This is a genomic window from Arthrobacter humicola, from assembly GCF_022803015.1.
Taxonomy (GTDB): Bacteria; Actinomycetota; Actinomycetes; order Actinomycetales; family Micrococcaceae; genus Arthrobacter; species Arthrobacter humicola_A.
In genome coordinates this window covers 1-20,811 of the sequence record NZ_JAFKON010000001.1, presented here as the reverse complement: position 1 = coordinate 20,811, position 20,811 = coordinate 1, and the positions used below count along the sequence as shown (strand labels likewise).

Here is a 20,811-nt window from a genome sequence, read left to right as displayed (position 1 = left end):
GTTGCAGCGCCGGTTACAGCGGGGGCTGCGCCAGCAGGTCCAGCAGGGAGCCGACCTCGCGGCCCAGGAAGCCCGGGGCCGGTTCCCCGCCGCGGTTCAGCCAGACGCCGAGGAGGCCGGCCGCCGTCGAACCTTCCGCATCGAGCAGCCGGTTGTCCCCGACGTACAGCGTTTGGCCGGGACCAGTACCGATCCGCCGGACACCCTCGAGGTAGATCGCCGGGTCCGGCTTTGCGGCGCCAACGGTGTCGGTGCCAACCAGAACGGTAATCCGTTCCAGCCCGGCCGCGTCCAGCTTCACGCGCTGGTAGTCGTGGACGTTGTTGCTCACGGCCCCGTAGGGAATGCCGGCGGCATCCAGGGCGTCCAGCAGGGGCCCGACGTCGTCGAACGCCCGGATGTAGCCGTGCTGGCGGCTCGCGTAGGAACTCACCCAGTGGTGGGCCTGTTCGCCGTCGGCAAGTTCGACGCCGAAGTACCCCAGTGCCGCCCGGCCGCGGAGCAGGCGCTGTTCATTGAACGTGATCTCGCCGGCCAGGTAGCGGTCGTAGAAGTGGGTGGTCTCATGGGTGAAGATCCGCCCGAACCTCTCCCACCCGGCCTCGTCCAGACCGGGCAGGAGGTGCTCGCTGACGTCGCGGAGGGCCGTCGTCATGGCGAATTCGAGGTCCACCAGGGTGTCATCTATATCGAAGAGGATCCCTTTGACACCGCTTGCGCCCAGGCCCGCTGCCAGCATGTCAGCCGCGGAAAGCGCGCAGGCGGGCCAGGGAGGAATCCTTGCCCAAGATGACCATGGACTCGAACAGCGGCGGGGAGATCCGCCGGCCCGAGACAGCCGTGCGGACCGGGCCGAACGCCAGGCGCGGCTTGACGCCGAGGCCTTCCACGAGGGCTTCCTTCAGGGCGGCCTGGATGTTCTCGGCCGTCCAGTCGGCAACGGGCTCCAGGGCGGCCAGGGCGGCGTCGAGCACCTCGGTGAGGTTCTCCGGCAAGCCCTTGCGGGCGTCGTCTGCGACGTCGATGGCGTCGTCGGCCTTGAACAGGAACGCGATCATTTCGGGGGCCTCGCCCAGCAGCGAGATGCGCTCCTGGATCAGCGGTGCGGCCTCGGCCAGGATCTCCTCATCGCGGTCCGTGAGGCTCTCCCCCACGAAACCGGCGGCCTGCAGGTAGGGCACCAGGCGGCCGCGGAAGTCCTCGGCGCCGAGCATGCGGATGTGGGTGCCGTTGATGGCTTCGGCCTTCTTGATGTCAAAGCGTGCCGGGTTGGCCAGCACGTCGTTGACGTCGAAGTGCTCGATCAGCTGATCCACCGTGAAGATGTCCTCGTCGGCGGAGAGGCTCCAGCCGAGCAGGGAGAGGTAGTTCAGCAGGCCCTCGGGGATGAAGCCGCGGTCCCGGAGCAGGAACAGGTTGGACTGGGGGTCGCGCTTGGAGAGCTTCTTGTTGCCCTCGCCCATGACGTACGGCAGGTGGCCGAAGACCGGCATGTAGCTCGCGACGCCGATGTCCATCAGCGCCTGGATCAGCACCACCTGGCGGGGCGTGGAGGAGAGCAGGTCCTCGCCGCGGAGCACGTGGGTGATGCCCATGAGGGCGTCGTCGACGGGGTTGACGAGGGTGTAGAGCGGGGAGCCGTCGGCGCGGACAATGACGTAGTCCGGGATGCTGCCGGCTTTGAAGGTGATCTCGCCGCGGACCATGTCCGTGAACGTGACGTCCTCGTCGGGCATCCGGACGCGCAGCACGGGCTGGCGGCCCTCGGCCTTGAACGCGGCGAGCTGGTCCTCGGAGAGTTCGCGGTCGAAGTTGTCGTAGCCGAGCTTCGGGTCGCGGCCGGCGGCGCGGTGGCGGGCTTCAACTTCTTCCGGCGAGGAGTAGCACTCGTAGGCGTAACCGGCGTCGATCAGCTTGGCCACGACGTCCTTGTAGAGGTCCAGGCGCTGCGACTGGCGGTAGGGCTCGTGCGGGCCGCCGACTTCCACGCCCTCTTCCCAGGTGATGCCGAGCCATTTGAGGGCCTCGAGCAGCTGCTGGTAGCTCTCCTCCGAGTCGCGGGCCGCGTCCGTGTCCTCGATCCGGAACACAAAGGTGCCCTTCGTGTGCCGGGCGTGGGCCCAGTTGAACAGGGCGGTGCGGATCAGGCCGACGTGCGGGGTGCCCGTGGGTGACGGGCAGAACCGGACACGGACCGGGGTGTCAGCGGTGACTTCACCGGTGGAGGCAGCAGGGGCGGAGCTGGGAACGGCGTCGGCCGCGGAAGCAGTAGTCATAGTGGTACCAACATTACCAATCTCTCCCAGCGCCACCCGCCCGGAATGCGGCCAGGGAAATACCGCCACGGAAACGGACAGCCGCCCCGTGGATCCACGGGGCGGCTGTCTGAAATCGGAGCTCTTGGTCCTGACGGACAGTTCTAGCGGCGGACCACCGGGTTGGAGAGCCGTCCGATGCCCTCGATCTCGACCTCATAGCGGTCGCCTGCCTGCACGGCGCCGACGCCGGCCGGGGTACCGGTCATGATGACGTCGCCCGGGAGCAGGGTGAAGGCCTGCGAGACGATGGAGACGAGCTCCCGGACGCCGCGGATCATCTGGTTCGTGCTGCCGTCCTGGCGCAGTTCGCCATTGAGCCGGCCCTGGATCTGCAGGTCCTCGGTGTCGAGCTCGGTCTCGATCCACGGCCCGAGCGGGGCCGAGGTGTCGAAGCCCTTGGCCCGGGCCCACTGCAGGTCCGTCTTCTGGACGTCGCGGGCGGTGAGGTCGTTGCCGCAGGTGTAGCCGAAGATCACATCATCGACCCGGTCCTCGGGCACGTCCTTGCAGATCCGGCCAATGACGACGCACAGCTCGGCCTCGAAGGAGACGTCCTCGGAGAACTCCGGCAGGACAATGGGATCGTTGGGCCCGATCACGGACGTGTTGGGCTTGAGGAACAGCAGGGGCTGCGCCGGGACCTCGTTGCCGAGCTCCCGGGCGTGCTCCGCGAAGTTGCGGCCAACCCCGATCACCTTGCTGCGGGGGATGATCGGCGCCAGCAGGCGTACGTCCTCCAGCTTGTGCTTCACGGGGGTTCGTTCCACGCCGTGGAAGAAGGGGTCGCCCTTGATGACAGTGACTTCCTCACTGCCGGGCTCACCTTCCACGATGCCGTAGAGGGGATCAGAATCGACTACAAACCGGGCGATACGCATGGTTCCTAGCCTACCGTCCCCTCGGTGCGCAGGTAGTCCAGCTGCGCGGCGACGGAGAGCTCCGCGGCGCGGCGGACGGAGGGGTCGACGTCGGCGTACACGGCGTCCGTGACGGCTCGGACATCGGCGTCGGCGCCCAGTGCCGCGAGGGCTGCCCGGACCTGTTCGAGCCGGCCGCGCCGGTGGTCCCGGTAGGCGCGGGCGACGGCGTCCAGGGCCGGCAGCACCGGGCCGTGGGCCGGCAGCACCGTGGCCGGCCCGAGGCGTTCGAGCCGGTCCAGCGAGTCGAGGTAGTCCCGGAGGGTGCCGTCGGGGTAGTCCAGCACCGTGGTTCCGGAGCCCAGAATCGTGTCCCCGGTCAGCACAGAGCCGTGCGGTCCGTCCTGCGGCAGGTGGAAGCACAGCGAATCCGAGGTGTGGCCCGGCGTCGCCAGGACCCGGATGTCAGTGCCGGCCGCCCGGATGGTTTCGCCGTCCTGCAGCGGGGGTGCGCCGTGGCAGTGGGCGGGGCCCGCGGCCCGGACCGGTGCGCCCGTCAAGGCGGAAAACCTCTCGGCGGCCGCGGTGTGGTCCGCGTGCCGGTGTGTGATCAGGATGAGTTCGACCGGTCCCTCGCCGGCCAGCGCCTGCAGGTGCGGCTCGTCGAGGGGCCCGGGGTCGACGGCCACCCTGGCCGCCGCCCCCGGGGCGGCAATGAGATAGGAGTTGGTGCCGTCCAGGCTCATGGGGCCCGGATTCGGGGCGAGGCGGAACCGGGTCAGCTCACTGCTGCGGACAATGCCGCGGGATGTCTCGGAGGTCACGGACCCATCCTTGCATTGAATCGGGCGTCGTTGGCTCCAGCCCGGGACCACAGACGCCGACGGCGGCCCTCACCGAAAGGTGGGGACCGCCGTCGTGCACTTAGACGTTCTGTGGCTATGCCAGCCGGGTCAGCCAACCGTGGGTGTCCTCCACGGTGCCGGTCTGGATCCCGAGCAGCTGGGCGCGGATGGCCAGGGTGGTCTCCCCCGCCGTGGCGTCCTCGGAGCCGATGAACTCGGTGGCGTCCTTGAGCACGCCGATGGGGGTGATGACCGCGGCGGTGCCGCAGGCGAAGACCTCGGCAATGTCTCCGGAGGCAACACCGTCGCGCCACTCATCCAGGGTGATCTTGCGTTCAGTGACGTCCCGGCCCATGTCCCGGGCCACCTGGATCACGGACATCCGGGTGATCCCTTCCAGGATGGTGCCTGAGAGCGCGGGGGTGACGAGCGAGCCGTCCTTCATGACGAAGAAGACGTTCATGCCGCCGAGTTCCTCGACGGCGTTGTCGTTGAACTGGTCCAGGAAGAGGACCTGCTTGCAGCCGTTGGCCTCGGCCTCCTGCTGGGCGATCAGCGAGGCAGCGTAGTTGCCGCCGCACTTGGCGGCGCCTGTTCCGCCGCGGCCGGCGCGGGCGTATTCGCGCGAGATCCAGATGGAGACGGGCTTGAGTTCGCCGCCGAAGTAGTTGCCGGCCGGGGAGGCGATCACGCGGAAGGAGACCTCGCGCGCTGCCCGCACGCCAAGGAACGCCTCGGTGGCGATCATGAAGGGCCGCAGGTACAGGGCTTCGCCGTCGCCGGCGGGGACCCAGTCCTTGTCTGCCGCGACGAGCTCGCGGATGGCGCCGAGGAAGTATTCTTCCGGGAGTTCGGGCAGGGCCAGGCGCCGGGCGGACTTGTTCAGCCGGGCGGCGTTGGCCTCGGGCCGGAACGTCCAGACCGAGCCGTCGGCGTGGCGGTAGGCCTTGAGGCCCTCGAAGATCTCCTGGCCGTAGTGCAGCACGGCGGCGGACGGGTCCAGGGAAATCGGGCCGTAGGGCTCAACGCGCGCGTCGTGCCAGCCGCCGTTGCCGGCGGCGTCGACGCTGTAGTCCACAATCGCGGTGTGGTCGGTGAAATAGTCGCCGAATCCCGGGTTTGCCAGGATGGCGGCACGCTCTTCAGCAGACTTCGGGGTCTCCGACAGGTGCTGGGTGAATTCGACGCCATGGGCAGTCTGAGTCATGGTTCCTCCACGATCGGCTGCCTGGTGTGGGAACGTGGTTCACCCTCGGACCACGGCAGCATATTGGTGATTCGAAACAAGCTTACGCCCGTTGGCAGCACGGTTTTGCGGTGTCCGCAGTCGCCTGCAGTCCAGGAAATGCAGCCCGGGCCTAAAGCGCCGCCGCGATGGCGTCGCCGATCGCGCTGGTGGTGCGGACGGCGCCGTCGCGGGCTTCAACGTCGGCCGTGACGGCCGCCTCGATCTTCCGGGCGGCGCCGGCGAAACCGAGGTGGTCGAGCAGGAGCGCCGCGGAGAGGATGGCCGCGGTGGGGTCGGCCTTCTGCTGGCCGGCGATATCCGGGGCGGACCCGTGGACCGGTTCGAACATGGACGGCGCTGTGCGGTCCATGTTGAGGTTGCCGGAGGCGGCGAGGCCGATCCCGCCGGTCACGGCCGCCGCGAGGTCGGTGATGATGTCGCCGAACAGGTTGTCGGTGACAATCACGTCGAAGCGGGCCGGATCGGTGACCATGAAAATCGTGGCGGCGTCGACGTGGAGGTAGTCGTGCGTGACCTCGGGGAACTCCTGGGCCACGGCCTCGACCGTGCGCTTCCAGAGCTGGCCGGCGAAGACCAGGACGTTGTGCTTGTGCACCAGGGTGAGCTTCTTGCGGGGGCGGTCGTTGGCCCGGCGGAACGCGTCGCGGACCACGCGCTCCACGCCGTGGGCGGTGTTCAGGGACACCTCGGTGGCCACCTCGTGGGGGGTGCCGGCGCGCAGCGTGCCGCCGTTCCCCACGTAGGGGCCCTCGGTGCCTTCGCGGACGACGACGAAGTCGATCTCGCCGGGGTTCGCGAGCGGGCTGCCGACGCCGGCGTACAGGCGGGAGGGCCGCAGGTTGACGAAGTGGTCCAGGCTGAAGCGCAGCTTCAGCAGGAGCTCGCGCTCGATGATGCCGGAGGGGATCCGGGTGTCGCCGGGGGCCGCGCCGACGGCGCCGAACAAGATGGCGTCGCGGGTGCGGAGGTCGGCGAGGGTGGCCGCGGGCAGGGTCTCCCCCGTCGCGAGCCAGTGCTCCGCACCCAGCTTGTAGTGGGTCTGCTGGAGCACGATCCCTTCTGCGGCCGCGGCCTTTTCAAGGACCTTCAGGGCTTCGGCGGTGACCTCCGGGCCGATGCCGTCGCCCGGGATGACTGCCAGATCAATCGTGGATGCGCTCATATTTTCAGGGTAGCCAAGTGATCCACATTCTGGTCAAGTTGTCTCACTATTCGGCCACCCCTACGGACGCTCCCTCACTTTCGGCAGGAAAAGACGAAACGCTCCCGCACTTCCGAAACGGAAGTGCGGGAGCGTCACTCGAAACGCCGCCGGATCTGCGGGAGCGTCCGGGTGGGGGGCTCAGGCTTCGGCGGGTTCCTCGTACTTCGGGAACACCGGGGCCGGGGCGGGCAGTTCCGTGCCGGCAGCGATCGGAGTGCCCAGGGCCGAGAACTGGCGCGCCCCGCCCTCGGGCTGGCCGAGCGTGTGCAGGATCGCCGCCGTCGCCACCGGCATGACCGGCTGGGCCAGGATCGCGACGATCCGCAGCACCTCGAGCGTCACGTAGAGCACCGTGTTCATGCGTTCGACGTCGGTCTTGCGCAGCACCCACGGGGCCTGCTCGGCGAAGTAGGCGTTGGTGTCCCCCAGGACAGCCCAGATGGCCTCCAGTGCGCGGCTGAACTCCTGCTTCTCGAACGCGGCCCGGGCGGCGTCCAGCAGTCCGTTGGCCTGGGCCAGAATCGCGGTGTCCTCGGCGGAAAATGCGCCGGGCGCGGGCACGCGGCCCTCGCAGTTCTTGGCCACCATGGACAGCGACCGCTGGGCCAGGTTGCCGAAGTTGTTGGCGAGGTCGGAATTCATCCGGCCCACGATTGCCTCGTGGTTGTAGTTGCCGTCCGCGCCGAAGGGGACCTCGCGCAGGAAGAAGTAGCGGACCTGGTCCAGGCCGTACTGGGCCACGAAGTCCGAGGGGGCCACCACGTTGCCCAGCGACTTGGACATCTTGACGCCGTTGTTCTGCAGGAAGCCGTGGATCATGATCCGCTTCGGCAGCTCCAGTCCGGCGCTCATGAGGAACGCCGGCCAGTAGATGGCGTGGAAGCGGGAGATGTCCTTGCCGATCACGTGCACGTCGGCCGGCCAGAACTTCTTAAAGGAGTCCGAGTCGACGCCCGGGTAGCCGACCCCGGTGAGGTAGTTGGTCAGCGCATCGACCCACACGTACATGACGTGCTTGTCGTTGCCGGGCACGGGAACGCCCCAGTCGAACGTGGTGCGGCTGATGGAGAGATCCTCCAGACCGCGCCGGACGAAGCTGATGACCTCGTTGAAGCGGGACTGCGGGGCGCCGAATTCCGGGTGGGCCTGGTAGAGCGCCAGGAGTTTGTCCTGATAGGCGGAGAGCCGGAAGAAGTAGCTCTCCTCGGCCGTCCAGGTGACCTCGGTGTCGGATTCGCGCGAGTAGCGGATCCCGTCGTCCTTGACCACGGTCTCGTCCTCGACGTAGAACGCCTCGTCGCGGACCGAATACCAGCCTTCGTACTTGGACAGGTAGATGTCCCCGTTGGCTTCCATCTTCTTCCAGATGGCCTGCGACGCCGCGTAGTGGTCGGCGTCCGTGGTGCGGATGAAACGGTCGTAGGAAACCCCGAGGGCCGCGTGCGCCGCCTTGTAGATCTCGGCGTTCCGGTCCACCAGTTCCTTGGGCGTGACGCCTTCCTTCTCGGCGGTCTGGGCGATCTTCATGCCGTGCTCGTCGGTGCCGGTCAGGAAGAAGACGTCGTACCCGTCCAGGCGCTTGAACCGGGCCATCGCATCGGTGGCGATGTACTCGTACGCATGGCCGATGTGCGGCACCCCGTTGGGGTACGTGATGGCCGTGGTGATGTAGAACGGGGTCTGATCAGTTGAAGTCACGGTCTAAATCTAGATCAGTTCTGTGAGGGTATCGCTCTGGCGGACCAGTTCGTGGTCATGTGAAGCCACCAGCACGGCAATGCCGTCCGAGGTGGTGTCCTTGAGGATGCTGATGATGCGGTTGGCCGCGGCACGGTCCAGGCTGGCCGTGGGCTCGTCGACCACCAGGACGCGGGTGCCGAGAATGAGCGCCCGGGCGATTGCGACGCGCTGGCGTTCACCGCCGGAAAGCTGCGCCGGGCGGTGGCGCATGCGCCGGCCCAGGCCCACGAGGTCCAGGAGGTCCTTCGCCATGTCGCGGCGCTTCTCGACCTCGCCGTCCGGCACGGCCGGCAGCAGGACGTTCTCGAGCGCGCTCATCCCGTCGATCAGGGCACCGCCCTGGTCGACGTAGCCGATCAGGGCCCGGCGGCGGTCGGCGATCTCGTCGTCGCCCATGGTCTCGAGCGAGTCACCTTCCCAGAACACCCGGCCCGACGTCGGCAGGGTCAGTCCCGCGCCGACGGTCAGGATGCTGGTCTTGCCCGAGCCGGAGCGGCCCGCGACGCAGTGCATTTCGCCGGCATGCAGAGTCATGTTGAAGTCGTCCACGACGTTGACGGCCTCGGCACCGCCCTTGCCGCCGCCGTAATGGATGGTGATGTTGCTCAGTTCCAGCGGGGTGGCGTGGTCCGTGGCCTTCACGATCGTGTTGGCGCGGGTCTTGTGCGCACCGCGACGGGTGCTGGCGGTCATCCGGTCGTGTGCCTCCCGGTCAAGGTTCAGCTCGTTAGTCATTGGACCACTTTCGTTGCAATCGGAATCCAGCAAAGTACAGCTACGAGACCGGCAATTGCGGCCCACAGCGCGGCGTAGGGTGCCAGGAGGAGGCCGATGCCGAGGGCGCCCACAACACCCAGCGGCAGCGCGACGGTTCCCACCATGGCGTTTTCAAAGAAGCGGACCTGGCCCAGCATGTCCGGGTTCCAGCCCATGGCCCGCAGCGTGCCGAGGTACTGGCGCTTGGCCTGCAGCTCGAAGCGGCCGGTGACCATGGTCAGCAGCAGCCCGACGGCAACACCGGACACGCCCAAGATGATGCTGGGCAGGGCGATGCTCGCCGCGGCCAGCCCGCTGAGGGCGCTGGCGCCGGCGGCCCGCGGAATATCGATCAGCAGGGCGACGAGTCCGCCGACGGCCGCGGCGAAGACACCGACGGCAACAGCCAGGGAGATGGTGTTGAACTTGTTGGTGCTCAGCTGCCGGTTGGCGAAGGTCAGCGGGGAATCGACCGCCATGAGCCGTTCATCGTGTTGCGGCTCCTGGTCCACGACGTCGCGGTGGCGCAGCTGCTGCGCCGCGACGAACGCGGCACCGGCGTACAGCACCAGGACCGACGCCGAGACCACCGCGGTGGCGGTGCTCCAGCTGATCAGGCTCAGGACGACACCGACGACGGCAAGCAGCGCGGCGCCGACGCCGAATTCGGCCAGCACCCAGGAACGGATCTTGCGCTGGGTCCAGCCCATGGCGCGCAAAGTACCGGCCTCGCTGCGCCGTTTGCGGATGTAGCTGACGGTGGAGGCTCCGGTCAGGAGGGCAGCACCGCAGAGGGTCAGGAACAGCAGGGTCAGGTTCGTGGCGGTCAGCGAGCCGGACACGGCGTCCGCGGCGTCCTGGCGGACCCACGACTGCTGCACGGTGCCCAGCGGCGATTCCTTGCCGGCGTCGTCCTTGGAGTAGCCGGGAACGGCGATGCTGGCGTCTTCGCGGGCCGAACCGGCCACCACGGTGGCCTGCAGGCCCATGTCGCGGATCTCGTTGGCGAGCTTCTCCACCTCGGGCTGTGCCTGCTTCCAGCTGCCCGGAACCTTGGCGCGGACCCGGACGGCGTCGATCACGTTGGCGTTCGCATCGTAGCCGCGGGCGGCGGCGAGGCCGTAGTAGTCCGTGATGGCTCCGGCGGACTGGCTGACCAGCCCCGTGGCGCTCAGCGAGGGCTTGAGTTCGGTGTTGACGTCCTTGCCCGACGCGTCTTTGGTCAGGGTGAACGGCGCGGGGTCATAGCCGCCCAGGGGCAGCCGGTTGACGTCGCCGGCAGCTTCCTTGACGTTCGCGGCGTCGAAGGTGCCGTAGACCATGGCCAGCGGCGTGGCCAGCTTCTTGCCGGTTTCGAGGTTCTGGCGGTAGGAGCGCTCGTCTACCGGCTCGCGCTGGGTCTGGTCGACGGCTTCGCCGTTGGCGGCCTTGTCCGGCAGCCGGTTCACGGTGACCCAGTCACCGGGCGTGGCGCTCTTGTCAACGGCGCCGTTGGCGGCGGTTTCGCCGTCCTTATACGCCGGGGCGGCGGCGAAGTTGGTGGTCCAGGTGGCCGGGTTGTAGAGGCCCTGGCTGAAGGATCCGGTGTCACCCATGAGCTGGGAGAGATCCTTGGACCCGGGCCAGGCGAGGGCGAACGGGGACTTGGAAACGAACGGCAGGTAGTCCTTGTCCAGCGAGCGGGTCACGGTGCCGACGTCCTTGGTGACGTTGCCGGAGTCGTCGATTTCCTCGATTTTGACCGAGTACTTCAGGTCCAGGGCGGTGCCCGAGCGCACGATCAGCGGGATGGCCTGCGAATCGTCGGTGAGCTGGCCGTCGCGCTTGGCCTGCTGGTACTGGGTCATCAGCGGTGCCCAGTACTTGAGCTTGACGCCGAGGAAGTCCGGGCCTTCCTTGAGTTCGTCCATGCTGATGCCGTTGGTGAAGAGGCTCTCGAAGTGCCGGCCGATCGCGCCGGCGTTGCGTGCGTCCGCGGGCGGGGCTTTCTCCAGCGGGGACAGGAAGTCACCGGCCGTGCCGAGCAGCGCGCGTTCGGAGACGGGGTCGACGGCGACGACGGACTCGGTCACCTGCGGAGCCATCGGCAGGGAAACGGAGAGGTTGAAGAGGTTGTGCTCGGAGCCGCCGGCCGGGGTGGGGAACTTGATGCCGGTCTCGCCCTCCGGGCCCTGGATGCGGACGTTCTTGCCGCCCTCAACCTGTTCCTCGACCAGCTTCGCCTTGCCGAGGGAGCCCTCGGCCGTGGTCTTGAACAGGGTCTGGTCGGAGTGGCCGTCGGAGCTGACGGCACTGGCCGTGAGGCGGTATTTCTTCGGCGTGTCGCTCAGTACCGATTCCGCGGCCGGCCACTTGCTCGGATCCGTGGCGGTCGGGTCGCCGGAGGTGCCCGCGAGGCCCGCGTTGAAGCCCAGGTAGTCGGTGGCGTCCAGCCGCGGCGACTCCAGGTTCTGCGTCACGCGCGAGACCAGGCTGATGGGTGCGGCCACAGAGGTGCCGGTGAGCTTGCGGATCGAATCCAGCTGCTCGAAGCTGATGCCGCCCTGGCCGGTGGCGATGTCGGGCTGCATCAGGCCGCCGTTATCCTTCGCCTTGGCCTGCACCAGGACGTCATAGAGCCCCCGGGAGTTTTGGTCCACGGTCCTGCTCAGCGCCGCCTGGGACTGACCCTGGACGAGCACGGACAGGCACATGGCCACGATCAAAATGGACGCGGTCAGCAAAAGCACTCTGCTTCTGATGAACCTCTGGACGGCGTTCATTGGGCTCCTGAAAGCTGGATTGCGTGCGCACGCCGCAGTTCATTTCCTGAGGAAGTGAAGGCGCCCCGTGCCGGGCGTGCAAAAGTAAAGGCCGGTCTGCCGGCCAAGACCCGAAATTCGGTCCTAGCCATTGTACGCAGACCGGCCGGCCTCTCGTGGCCGCCGGCGGCGGTCATGCCGCCGCCGGGGCCACGCGGGGAGGATTTCAGTCCTCGAGGTCAACCTCGCGGACCATGTCAGCGCCGATCCCGGCCTTGATCGCGTCAAGGACCTGCTGGGGCACGGAGCTGTCGATGGTCAGCAGGGCCAGCACCTGGCCGCCTTCCGTCTGGCGTGCCACCTGCATGCCGGCGATGTTGATGTTGTTCATGCCCAGGATGTGGCCGATCGTGCCGATCACGCCGGGGCGGTCCGAGTAGGCAACCACCACGAGGTGTTCGCTGATCGGGATTTCCACCTCGTAGCCGTTGACGCCGACCAGTTTCTGGATCTGCTTCGGGCCCGTCAGGGTTCCGGCGACGGAGATCTGGCTGCCGTCGCTGAGGGCGCCGCGCAGGGTCAGGACGTTGCGGTACGACTCGGTGTCCGGCGTCGTGATGAGGCGGACGTTGATGCCGCGCTGCTCGGCGATGACGGGTGCGTTGACGTAGGAGACCTGCTCGGTCACGACGTCGGCGAAGATGCCCTTGAGCGCCGCGAGTTCCAGGACCTTGACATCGAGCGAGGAGATCTCGCCGGCCACCTCGACGTCGAACTGGGTGAGGGAGGCATGGGTCAGCGCGGTGAAGATGCGGCCCAGCTTTTCCATCAGCGGGATGCCGGGGCGGACGTCCGGGGCGATGACACCGCCGGCGACGTTGACGGCGTCGGGGACCAGTTCGCCGGCCAGAGCCAGGCGGACGGACTTGGCGACGGAGACGCCGGCCTTCTCCTGGGCCTCGTCGGTGGAGGCGCCCAGGTGCGGGGTCACCACGACGTTGTCGAGTTTGAAGAACGGCAGGTCGGTGCTGGGTTCCTTGGAGAAGACGTCGACGCCGGCGCCGGCGATGTCACCGGCCTGCAGCGCGGTGTAGAGGGCTTCCTCGTCCACCAGGCCGCCGCGGGCGACGTTGACGACGTACGCCGTGCTCTTCATCTTCTTGAACGCCTCGGCGCCGAGCATGCCGACGGTTTCCGGGGTCTTGGGCATGTGGATGGTGATGAAGTCCGACTGGGCCAGGAGCTCGTCGAGCGTCACCAGCTGCACGCCGAGCTGGGCGGCCCGGGCGGAGGTGATGTAGGGGTCGTACGCGAGGATCTTGGTGTCGAAGCCCTTCAGGCGGGCCGCGACCAGGGCGCCGATCCGGCCCAGGCCGATGATGCCGATCTTCTTCTCGAAGAGCTCGATGCCGGTGTACTTGGAGCGCTTCCACTCCCCGTCCTTGAGGGCGGAGCTGGCCTGCGGGATGTGGCGGGCGAGGCTCAGGATGTGCCCGACGGTCAGTTCGGCGGCGGAGACGATGTTGGAGGTCGGCGCGTTGACCACCATGACGCCGGCCTGGGTGGCCGCCTTGATGTCCACGTTGTCCAGGCCGACGCCGGCGCGGGCGATGACCTTGAGGTTCTTGGCGGCGGCGATGGCCTCGGCGTCCAGCTGGGTGGCGGAGCGGACCAGGATCGCGTCGACGTCGGCGATCGCGGAGAGCAGCTGGGAACGGTCGGAGCCGTCAGTCTGGCGGATTTCAAAGTCCGGGCCGAGGGCCTCGACTGTGGCGGGCGAAAGTTCCTCAGCGAGGAGTACGACAGGTTTGGTGCTTGTCACCGGTGACCTCTTTAGCTCTCTTATGTATCTGGTGGGGATTTTGGTGAATCGGGTGGTGCTGGACAGCAGGGAAGCCGGACCCCAGGATGTGGTGTCCGGCTCCCCTGCCGGGCAATGCCTAGCGGGCGACTGACCCTTCGGTGTAGTCGTCTTCGTTCTTGATCCAGGAGAACAGCTTGCGCAGTTCGCGGCCGGTGGCCTCGATCGGGTGGTCTTCACCCTTCTTGCGCAGCGCCTTGAACTCCGGCGCGCCGGCGTCCTGGTCGTCGATGAAGCGCTTGGCGAAGGTGCCGTCCTGGATGTCCGCGAGGACAGCCTTCATGTTTTCCTTCACCTGCGGGGTGATGACGCGGGGGCCGGAGACGTAGTCGCCGTATTCCGCGGTGTCCGAAACGCTCCAGCGCTGCTTGGCGATGCCGCCCTCGACCATGAGGTCGACGATCAGCTTGAGCTCGTGCAGCACCTCGAAGTAGGCGACCTCGGGCTTGTAGCCGGCCTCGGTGAGGGTTTCGAAGCCGTACTGGATCAGCTGCGAGGCGCCGCCGCAGAGGACAGCCTGCTCGCCGAAGAGGTCGGTTTCGGTCTCTTCGGTGAAGGTGGTCTCGATGACGCCCGCACGGGTGCCGCCGATCGCCTTGGCGTAGGAGAGGGCCAGTTCCTTGGCCTTGCCGGACGGGTTCTGCTCGACGGCGATCAGGTCCGGCACGCCGCGGCCGGCTTCGAACTCGCGGCGCACGATGTGGCCCGGGCCCTTGGGGGCGACGAGGGCGACGTCGACGTCGGCCGGGGGCTGGATGTAGCCGTAGCGGATGTTGAAGCCGTGGCCGAAGAACAGGGCGTCGCCCGGCTGCAGGTTCGGGGCGATGTCCTCGGCGTAGACGTGGCGCTGAACCTGGTCCGGGGTCAGGACCATGATGAGGTCGGCCTCGGCGACGGCGTCGGCAACGTTCAGGACCCGCAGGCCCTCGGCCTCGGCCTTGGCGCGGGACTTCGAGCCTTCCTTCAGGCCGACGCGGACGTCAACGCCGGAATCGCGGAGGCTGAGGGCGTGGGCGTGGCCCTGGGAGCCGTAACCGATGACGGCGACGGTGCGGCCCTGGATGATCGACAGGTCGGCGTCGTCGTCGTAAAACATTTCAGTCACTGGGGTGTCTCCTTTTGAGTGGATTCTTCGTAGATATTGTCTGTGGTGCTGCGGTACAACGGGGCGGCTCCGGCGGTGTTACGCGCTGCGGAGGGCCCTGTCACTCATGGAGCGGGATCCCCGCCCAACGGCCAAGGTGCCGGACTGCACGATTTCGCGGATGCCGAATGGCTCAAGCACTGACAAGAGTGCTGTGAGTTTCTCGGGGTGGCCCGTTGCCTCAATGACCACCGACTCTGTGGAGACGTCGACCACTGATGCGCGGAACAGGTCTGCAGCCTGGGTGACCTGCAGGCGTGTTGCGGCATCCGCACGTACCTTGACCAGGATGTGGTCACGCTGTACGGAAGATTCGGAGGTGAGCTCGACGATCTTGATCACGTTGACCAGCTTGTTCAGCTGCTTCGTGACCTGTTCGATCAGCTCGCCATCGGCGTCGACCACCACGGTCATCCGGGACATGCCCGGGACCTCGGTGGGGCCGACGGCCAGGGAATTGATGTTGAAGGCCCGGCGGGCGAAGAGGCTGGCGACGCGGGTCAGCACACCGGGCTTGTCTTCGACCAGAACGGACAATGTGTGGCGGGTCATGTTCAGTCCTCCTCTTCCCATTCCGGGGTCATGTTGCGGGCAACCTGGATCTGGTCGTTGCTGACCCCCGCGGGGACCATCGGCCACACCATCGAGTTGGGGCTCACGACGAAGTCAATGACCACCGGGCGGTCATTGATCTCCAGCGCCTTCTGGATGGTCGCGTCGATGTCCTCGTCGCGTTCGCACCGGAAGGCAGCGCAGCCGTAGGCGTCCGCCAGCTTGACGAAGTCCGGGATGCGGACCGTGTCGTGGCCGGTGTTGAGGTCGGTGTTGGAGTAGCGGCCCTCGTAGAAGAGGGTCTGCCACTGCCGGACCATGCCCAGGGAGGAGTTGTTGATGATGGCGACCTTGATGGGGATCTTGTTGATCGCGCAGGTGGCCAGTTCCTGGTTGGTCATCTGGAAGCAGCCGTCGCCGTCGATCGCCCAGACCACGCGGTCCGGTTCGCCCACCTTGGCGCCCATGGCCGCCGGCACGGCGTAGCCCATGGTGCCGGCGCCGCCGGAGTTGAGCCAGGCGTGCGGGCGTTCGTACTTGATGAACTGTGAGGCCCACATCTGGTGCTGTCCGACGCCGGCGACATAGACGCCTTCGGGACCGGTCAGGGCGCCGATGCGTTCGATGACGCGCTGCGGGGCGCTGAGGCCGTCCTCGGGTTCGGTCCAGCCGAGCGGGTAGGTTTCCTTGAGGTTGTTAAGGAAGGCCCACCAGGTGGTCAGGTCCGGGGTGCCGAAGGCTTCGAACTGCAGGCGCAGGGCCTCGGTCAGCTCCGGGATGATCTCCTTGACCGAGCCGACAATCGGGACGTCGGCCGTGCGGTTCTTGGAGATTTCCGCCGGATCGATGTCGGCGTGGATGACCTTGGCGTTCGGGGCGAAGGACTTCAGGATGCCGGTCACACGGTCATCGAACCGGGCGCCCAGGGTGATCAGCAGGTCCGACTGCTGCAGGGCTGTCACGGCGGAAACCGTGCCGTGCATGCCCGGCATGCCCACGTGCTGGGGATGCGAGTCCGGGAAAACGCCCCGCGCCATCAGGGTGGTCACCACGGGGGCGCCGGTCAGCTCGGCCAGTTCACGCAGCTCGGCCGAGGCGTGGGCCTTGACCACTCCGCCACCGACGTAGAGCACGGGCTTGCTGGCACCGGAAATGAGCCGGGCGGCTTCGCGGACCTGCTTGCTGTGGCCGCGCACCACCGGCCGGTATCCCGGGAGATCGATCTTGGGCGGCCAGGAGAACGTCATCTGGCCCTGCTGGGCGTCCTTGGCGACATCCACGAGGACCGGGCCCGGGCGTCCGGTGGACGCCAGGTGGAAGGCCTCGGCCATCACATGCGGGATGTCGTTGGGGTCCGTGACCAGGAAGGAGTGCTTCGTGATCGGCATGGTGATCCCGACGATGTCCGCTTCCTGGAATGCGTCGGTGCCGATCACCCCGCTGGAGACCTGGCCGGTAATGGCCACTATCGGCACGGAGTCCATGTGGGCGTCCATGATGGCGGTAACGAGGTTGGTGGCACCCGGGCCCGAGGTGGCGATGCAGACGCCAACCCGTCCGGTAACCATGGCGTAGCCTTGCGCGGCGTGGCCGGCTCCCTGTTCGTGACGGACCAAAACGTGGTTCATTTTGGAAGCCATCAAGGGGTCGTAGGTGGGCAGGATCGCGCCACCGGGCAAACCGAAAATGTCCTGGACGCCGAGTTCTTCGAGCGAGCGGACAATTGCTTGCGAACCGGTCATGACCGTCGGGGGTACGACGTTGTTCGGTCCGAGGACAGGAGAGACGGCAGCAGAGTCGACGCCGGCGTCAGCCGGACGTTCGACGCGTTCCGGAGCCTTGTGGGCTCCAGTGGACTTGGTGGCCATCAGCGAGGGGCTGATCGGCGATCCTTTGCTCATCGGACTCTTCCTTTGTGGATCTTCGGTGATCGTGGAACTACTGTTTTTGTTCTGGTGGTGCGGCTGGTGCTGCGGGAAATAAAAAAACCCCTCAGCCGGCGGGCTCTTCGAGGGGTTGCGCGTGACGGTTCGTTACCAGTGAAGGCTATTGAGCCACGCGCTTGGTAAGTACGACGGAAACACCTGCAGCGCTCTCGACTGCAGTGCACTCAAATTCAGTGGCTCCGGCTGTAACGATCTCGGTCATGCGTTCAGTTTTCCCTCTGAGTGAGACGGGTGTCAACGAGCCCGGCCCGTGTCTCACTATTTGGACAACGGTGTCCACTAGCTGGTCCTCCCTGGGTGGACGGCGCTCAGCGCCGTCCACCCAGGGAAGGCACTACCCGCAGTATGCGCCCGTGGAGGCGCTGTGGACGAGCTTGGCGTACTTGGCGAGCACGCCCTTCGTGAACTTGGCCGGGAGCGGCTCCCAGCCGACCTTGCGGGCCTCGAGCTCGGCGCCGTCGACCAGGAGGTCGAAGGTGCGCGCCGCGATGTCCACGCGGATCCGGTCGCCGTCCTTGACGAACGCGATGGGGCCGCCGTCGACGGCTTCCGGCGCGACGTGGCCGATGCACAGGCCGGTGGTTCCGCCGGAGAACCGTCCGTCGGTCAGCAGCAGGACGTCCTTGCCCAGGCCCGCGCCCTTGATGGCGCCGGTGATGGCGAGCATCTCGCGCATGCCGGGGCCGCCCTTGGGGCCTTCGTAGCGGATCACAACGACGTCGCCCTTGTGGATTTCACCCTTGTCCAGGGCATCGAGCGCGCCCTGTTCGCGTTCGAACACGCGGGCCGTGCCCTCGAAGACGTCGGCGTCGAAACCGGCGCTCTTGACGACGGCGCCTTCCGGGGCCATCGAGCCGTGCAGGATGGTGATGCCGCCGGTCTTGTGGATCGGGTTGTCCAGTGCGCGCAGGATCTTGCCGTCCAGGTCCGGCGGGTTGATCGCGGCGAGGTTCTCGGCCACGGTCTTGCCGGTGACGGTGAGGCAGTCACCGTGCAGCAGGCCGGCGTCGAGCAGTGCCTTCATGATCACCGGCACGCCGCCGATCTTGTCGACGTCGGTCATCACGTAGCGGCCGAAGGGCTTGAGGTCGCCCAGGTGCGGGATCTTGTCGCCAATCCGGTTGAAGTCCTCCAGCGTCAGCTCCACCTCGGCTTCGCGGGCGATCGCGAGCAGGTGCAGCACGGCGTTGGTGGAACCGCCGAAGGCCATCGTGACGGCGATCGCGTTCTCGAACGCCTTGCGCGTCATGATGTCGCGGGCAGTGATGCCCAGGCGCAGGAGGTTGACCACGGCTTCGCCGGACTTGTGCGCAAAGGCGTCGCGGCGGCGGTCCGCGGAGGGCGGTGCGGCGGAGCCGGGCAGGGACATGCCCAGGGCCTCGCCGATGCAGGCCATGGTGTTGGCGGTATACATGCCGCCGCAGGCGCCCTCACCCGGGCAGATTGCCTTTTCGATGCGGTCCAGGTCCTCGCGGCTCATCTTGCCGGCGGCGCACGCACCGACGGCCTCAAACGCGTCGATGAGGGTGACTTCCTTTTCGGAGCCGTCCTCGAGCTTGACCCAGCCGGGCATGATGGAGCCGGCGTAGAGGAACACGGCGGCCAGGTCCAGGCGGGCAGCGGCCATCAGCATGCCCGGCAGCGACTTGTCGCAGCCGGCCAGGAGCACAGAGCCGTCGATCCGTTCGGCCTGCATGACCGTCTCGACGGAGTCGGCGATGACTTCGCGGGACACCAGGGAGAAGTGCATGCCCTCGTGGCCCATGGAGATGCCGTCCGAGACGGAGATGGTGCCGAACTGCATGGGGAACCCGCCGCCGGCGTGGACGCCTTCCTTGGCGCCCTGGGCGAGCCGGTTCAACGAAAGGTTGCAGGGGGTGATCTCGTTCCACGAGCTCGCCACGCCGATCTGCGGCTTGGCGAAGTCGTCGTCGCCCATGCCGACCGCCCGGAACATGCCGCGCGCGGGGGCGGCGTGGATTCCATCGGTAACGACCCGGCTGCGGGGCTTGATGTCCGGCTTGGTGTCTGCTGCTGTTTGGGTGTCCTGACTCATGGCTCAAAGTCTAGGGCTCTGCCACAGGCGCCAACGACCCAAGAACGGAGCGTTAAGCGGAAAACCGGGAATATTTCGATCAAATAGTGGACTCTCGTCTCACATCATGAAACCGGGGCCCCCTTTGACCTAGGCCCGGTGAGCCGCGTCACGCAGTTCCGGGGCCTCGGCGACACCTTGGGCCTCGGCCTTGAGCATCGCCAGGACCTGCTGGATGGTGGTCCGGGCCGCGACGTCCGGACGGGCCAGCGCCACGATGCTCCGGCTGGCCTTCACGCCCTCGAGCGGGCGCAGGACGAACCCCCGGCCCTGGTTGCCGACCGCTGTGTACCGCGGCAGCAGGCTCAGCCCGTGCCCGGCGCTGACCAGGGCTTCCAGGACCCGCAGATCCGGGAACTGCTGGGCCCGGACCGCCTGCGAGTCGGCCCGCACCTCGATCTGGCGCAGCACGGTGTCGAAGGGAAAACCCTCGGGGACTCCCATCCACGGAAAGCCGACGACGTCCTCGGCGCACAGTGTGGCTTTGCCGGCCAAAGCGTGCCCGGCCGGCAAAGCCACGTCCAGGGGTTCGTCCAGCAGCGGCACCACCGTCAGGCCCTGGCCGCCGAAGACTTCCGGACCGTCGACGCTGTGCGCCAGGACGATGTCGTAGTCCGCGGTCAGCCCGGCGAACCCGGCAACGCCCGGGTCCTCGAAGTGCGCCTCGAACCGGAGCCCCTCGACGGCTTTGACCCGGTGCAGCATGCCCGGCAGGAACATCTCCGCGGCGCTGGGAAAGAAGGCTGCCACCACCCGTGTCTGCCAGCCGCGCCGGTACGTGTCAATGGTTGCTTCCGCCCGGGCCATGGCCGTCGACACGTCGGCGGCGGCGCCGGCCATGGCCAGCCCTGCCTCTGTAAGGCGCACTCCCCTGCCGGATTTCTCTACGAGGACGACGCCCAGTTCCTCCTGCAGGGTCTTCAGCTGCTGCGACACTGCAGATGGCGTGACCTTCATGGCCTCGGCCGTGGCGCCTACGGTCCCGCGGCCGGCGAGTTCACGCAGTATCTGCAGTCGCTTGAAATCCATGAGGCGAGGCTACACGCCGGGCCGGGTTTGATTCCCGTTCCTGGTTGCTCACCGGGCCGGGGATCCGCTCCAGGAATGCCCGGCATTTGGCCGCCGGGAGGGTGGACAGCCGGCTTTGCCCGGACGTAACGTCAAGCATCGGCAACCATGCCTCATGGGCTGAATACGGACTGAAAGGCTCTGCTATGGACTGGATCGTCTGGCTCGTTGTCATCATCGTGGTGGTCGCTGTGGTCTGGCGGCTGCTGAACCGCAACAAGAGCCGCCCGGGCGCAGATTCCTCATCCGCCGCAGGCACCAGCACCGGCACCTCGGCCGGCATTTCTTCTGGCACCCCTGCCGATTCGACGCCGGTGCCTGACGCGGCGACGGCGAGTCCGGCGGCCAGTTCGACGGTGGCGACCAGTCCGGCTGGCCCGGCAGCGGCCGCGGCCGCGGGTCCGACGGCGGCCGGGGGTGCCGCCGGTCCTACGG

The 20,811-nt window shown here is 67.4% G+C and carries 15 protein-coding genes and 1 pseudogene; 1 reads left to right on the top strand and 15 read right to left on the bottom strand.

The window, feature by feature from the left end; translation table 11 throughout:
* Positions 1-13: 13 nt before the first annotated feature.
* The 15 genes from ARTB_RS00080 to ARTB_RS00010 form a co-directional block, all read right to left on the bottom strand.
* Complete coding sequence (locus ARTB_RS00080) at positions 14-739, bottom strand: HAD family hydrolase (protein WP_243177115.1); 726 nt, start codon at positions 737-739, stop codon at positions 14-16.
* A 1-nt stretch (position 740) separates the two neighbouring features.
* Positions 741-2,276 (bottom strand): glutamate--tRNA ligase, encoded by a 1,536-nt coding sequence (gene gltX, locus ARTB_RS00075; protein WP_243177114.1) that lies wholly within the window; start codon positions 2,274-2,276, stop codon positions 741-743.
* A 143-nt stretch (positions 2,277-2,419) separates the two neighbouring features.
* The gene (locus ARTB_RS00070; protein ID WP_243177113.1) at positions 2,420-3,196 is read right to left on the bottom strand and encodes a fumarylacetoacetate hydrolase family protein; all 777 of its coding nucleotides are present in this window, start codon (positions 3,194-3,196) and stop codon (positions 2,420-2,422) included.
* 5 nt (positions 3,197-3,201) lie between these two features.
* Positions 3,202-3,999 carry an MBL fold metallo-hydrolase gene (locus ARTB_RS00065; RefSeq protein ID WP_243177112.1) on the bottom strand — a complete coding sequence of 266 codons (798 nt, stop codon included), beginning with the start codon at positions 3,997-3,999 and terminating at the stop codon, positions 3,202-3,204.
* A gap of 115 nt (positions 4,000-4,114) precedes the next feature.
* A complete protein-coding gene (locus ARTB_RS00060) occupies positions 4,115-5,227 on the bottom strand; it encodes a branched-chain amino acid aminotransferase (protein ID WP_243177111.1) in 1,113 nt (370 codons plus the stop codon).
* Positions 5,228-5,378: 151 nt separating this feature from the next.
* The gene (locus ARTB_RS00055) at positions 5,379-6,431 is read right to left on the bottom strand and encodes a 3-isopropylmalate dehydrogenase (RefSeq protein ID WP_243177110.1); all 1,053 of its coding nucleotides are present in this window, start codon (positions 6,429-6,431) and stop codon (positions 5,379-5,381) included.
* A 180-nt stretch (positions 6,432-6,611) separates the two neighbouring features.
* Positions 6,612-8,171 (bottom strand): methionine--tRNA ligase, encoded by a 1,560-nt coding sequence (gene metG / locus ARTB_RS00050; RefSeq protein ID WP_243177109.1) that lies wholly within the window; start codon positions 8,169-8,171, stop codon positions 6,612-6,614.
* Between the two features lie 9 nt (positions 8,172-8,180).
* Entirely contained in the window at positions 8,181-8,948 is a 768-nt protein-coding gene (locus tag ARTB_RS00045; protein WP_018773527.1) for an ABC transporter ATP-binding protein, read from the bottom strand.
* Positions 8,945-11,731: an ABC transporter permease gene (locus ARTB_RS00040; RefSeq protein WP_243177108.1), complete on the bottom strand. Its 2,787-nt coding sequence runs from the start codon at positions 11,729-11,731 to the stop codon at positions 8,945-8,947. The genes ARTB_RS00045 and ARTB_RS00040 overlap by 4 nt, the downstream gene beginning before the upstream one ends.
* A gap of 205 nt (positions 11,732-11,936) precedes the next feature.
* The gene (gene serA, locus ARTB_RS00035; RefSeq protein ID WP_028277927.1) at positions 11,937-13,532 is read right to left on the bottom strand and encodes a phosphoglycerate dehydrogenase; all 1,596 of its coding nucleotides are present in this window, start codon (positions 13,530-13,532) and stop codon (positions 11,937-11,939) included.
* Positions 13,533-13,650: 118 nt separating this feature from the next.
* Positions 13,651-14,676 carry a ketol-acid reductoisomerase gene (ilvC, locus tag ARTB_RS00030; RefSeq protein ID WP_026538933.1) on the bottom strand — a complete coding sequence of 342 codons (1,026 nt, stop codon included), beginning with the start codon at positions 14,674-14,676 and terminating at the stop codon, positions 13,651-13,653.
* Positions 14,677-14,754: 78 nt separating this feature from the next.
* Positions 14,755-15,267, bottom strand: coding sequence for an acetolactate synthase small subunit (gene ilvN, locus ARTB_RS00025; RefSeq protein WP_018773531.1), 513 nt, complete (start codon positions 15,265-15,267; stop codon positions 14,755-14,757).
* 2 nt (positions 15,268-15,269) lie between these two features.
* Entirely contained in the window at positions 15,270-17,168 is a 1,899-nt protein-coding gene (locus ARTB_RS00020; protein ID WP_028277928.1) for an acetolactate synthase large subunit, read from the bottom strand.
* A 379-nt stretch (positions 17,169-17,547) separates the two neighbouring features.
* Positions 17,548-19,269: a dihydroxy-acid dehydratase gene (ilvD, locus tag ARTB_RS00015; RefSeq protein WP_026538934.1), complete on the bottom strand. Its 1,722-nt coding sequence runs from the start codon at positions 19,267-19,269 to the stop codon at positions 17,548-17,550.
* A gap of 129 nt (positions 19,270-19,398) precedes the next feature.
* Positions 19,399-20,337 (bottom strand): LysR family transcriptional regulator, encoded by a 939-nt coding sequence (locus ARTB_RS00010; RefSeq protein WP_243177107.1) that lies wholly within the window; start codon positions 20,335-20,337, stop codon positions 19,399-19,401.
* A 185-nt stretch (positions 20,338-20,522) separates the two neighbouring features.
* Here ARTB_RS00010 and ARTB_RS00005 point away from each other — a divergent pair.
* Positions 20,523-20,811, top strand: a pseudogene (locus tag ARTB_RS00005) (hypothetical protein); the annotation flags it as partial.

What these genes read in the sequence shown, in the direction of transcription:
- gltX (WP_243177114.1), bottom strand. Translation starts at nt 2,276, where the DNA reads ATGACTACTGCTTCCGCGGCCGACGCCGTTCCCAGCTCCGCCCCTGCT.
- ARTB_RS00080 (WP_243177115.1), bottom strand. Translation starts at nt 739, where the DNA reads ATGCTGGCAGCGGGCCTGGGCGCAAGCGGTGTCAAAGGGATCCTCTTC.
- ARTB_RS00020 (WP_028277928.1), bottom strand. Translation starts at nt 17,168, where the DNA reads ATGAGCAAAGGATCGCCGATCAGCCCCTCGCTGATGGCCACCAAGTCC.
- ARTB_RS00060 (WP_243177111.1), bottom strand. Translation starts at nt 5,227, where the DNA reads ATGACTCAGACTGCCCATGGCGTCGAATTCACCCAGCACCTGTCGGAG.
- ARTB_RS00045 (WP_018773527.1), bottom strand. Translation starts at nt 8,948, where the DNA reads ATGACTAACGAGCTGAACCTTGACCGGGAGGCACACGACCGGATGACC.
- ilvD (WP_026538934.1), bottom strand. Translation starts at nt 19,269, where the DNA reads ATGAGTCAGGACACCCAAACAGCAGCAGACACCAAGCCGGACATCAAG.
- ARTB_RS00040 (WP_243177108.1), bottom strand. Translation starts at nt 11,731, where the DNA reads ATGAACGCCGTCCAGAGGTTCATCAGAAGCAGAGTGCTTTTGCTGACC.
- ilvN (WP_018773531.1), bottom strand. Translation starts at nt 15,267, where the DNA reads ATGACCCGCCACACATTGTCCGTTCTGGTCGAAGACAAGCCCGGTGTG.
- ARTB_RS00070 (WP_243177113.1), bottom strand. Translation starts at nt 3,196, where the DNA reads ATGCGTATCGCCCGGTTTGTAGTCGATTCTGATCCCCTCTACGGCATC.
- ARTB_RS00055 (WP_243177110.1), bottom strand. Translation starts at nt 6,431, where the DNA reads ATGAGCGCATCCACGATTGATCTGGCAGTCATCCCGGGCGACGGCATC.
- ARTB_RS00010 (WP_243177107.1), bottom strand. Translation starts at nt 20,337, where the DNA reads ATGGATTTCAAGCGACTGCAGATACTGCGTGAACTCGCCGGCCGCGGG.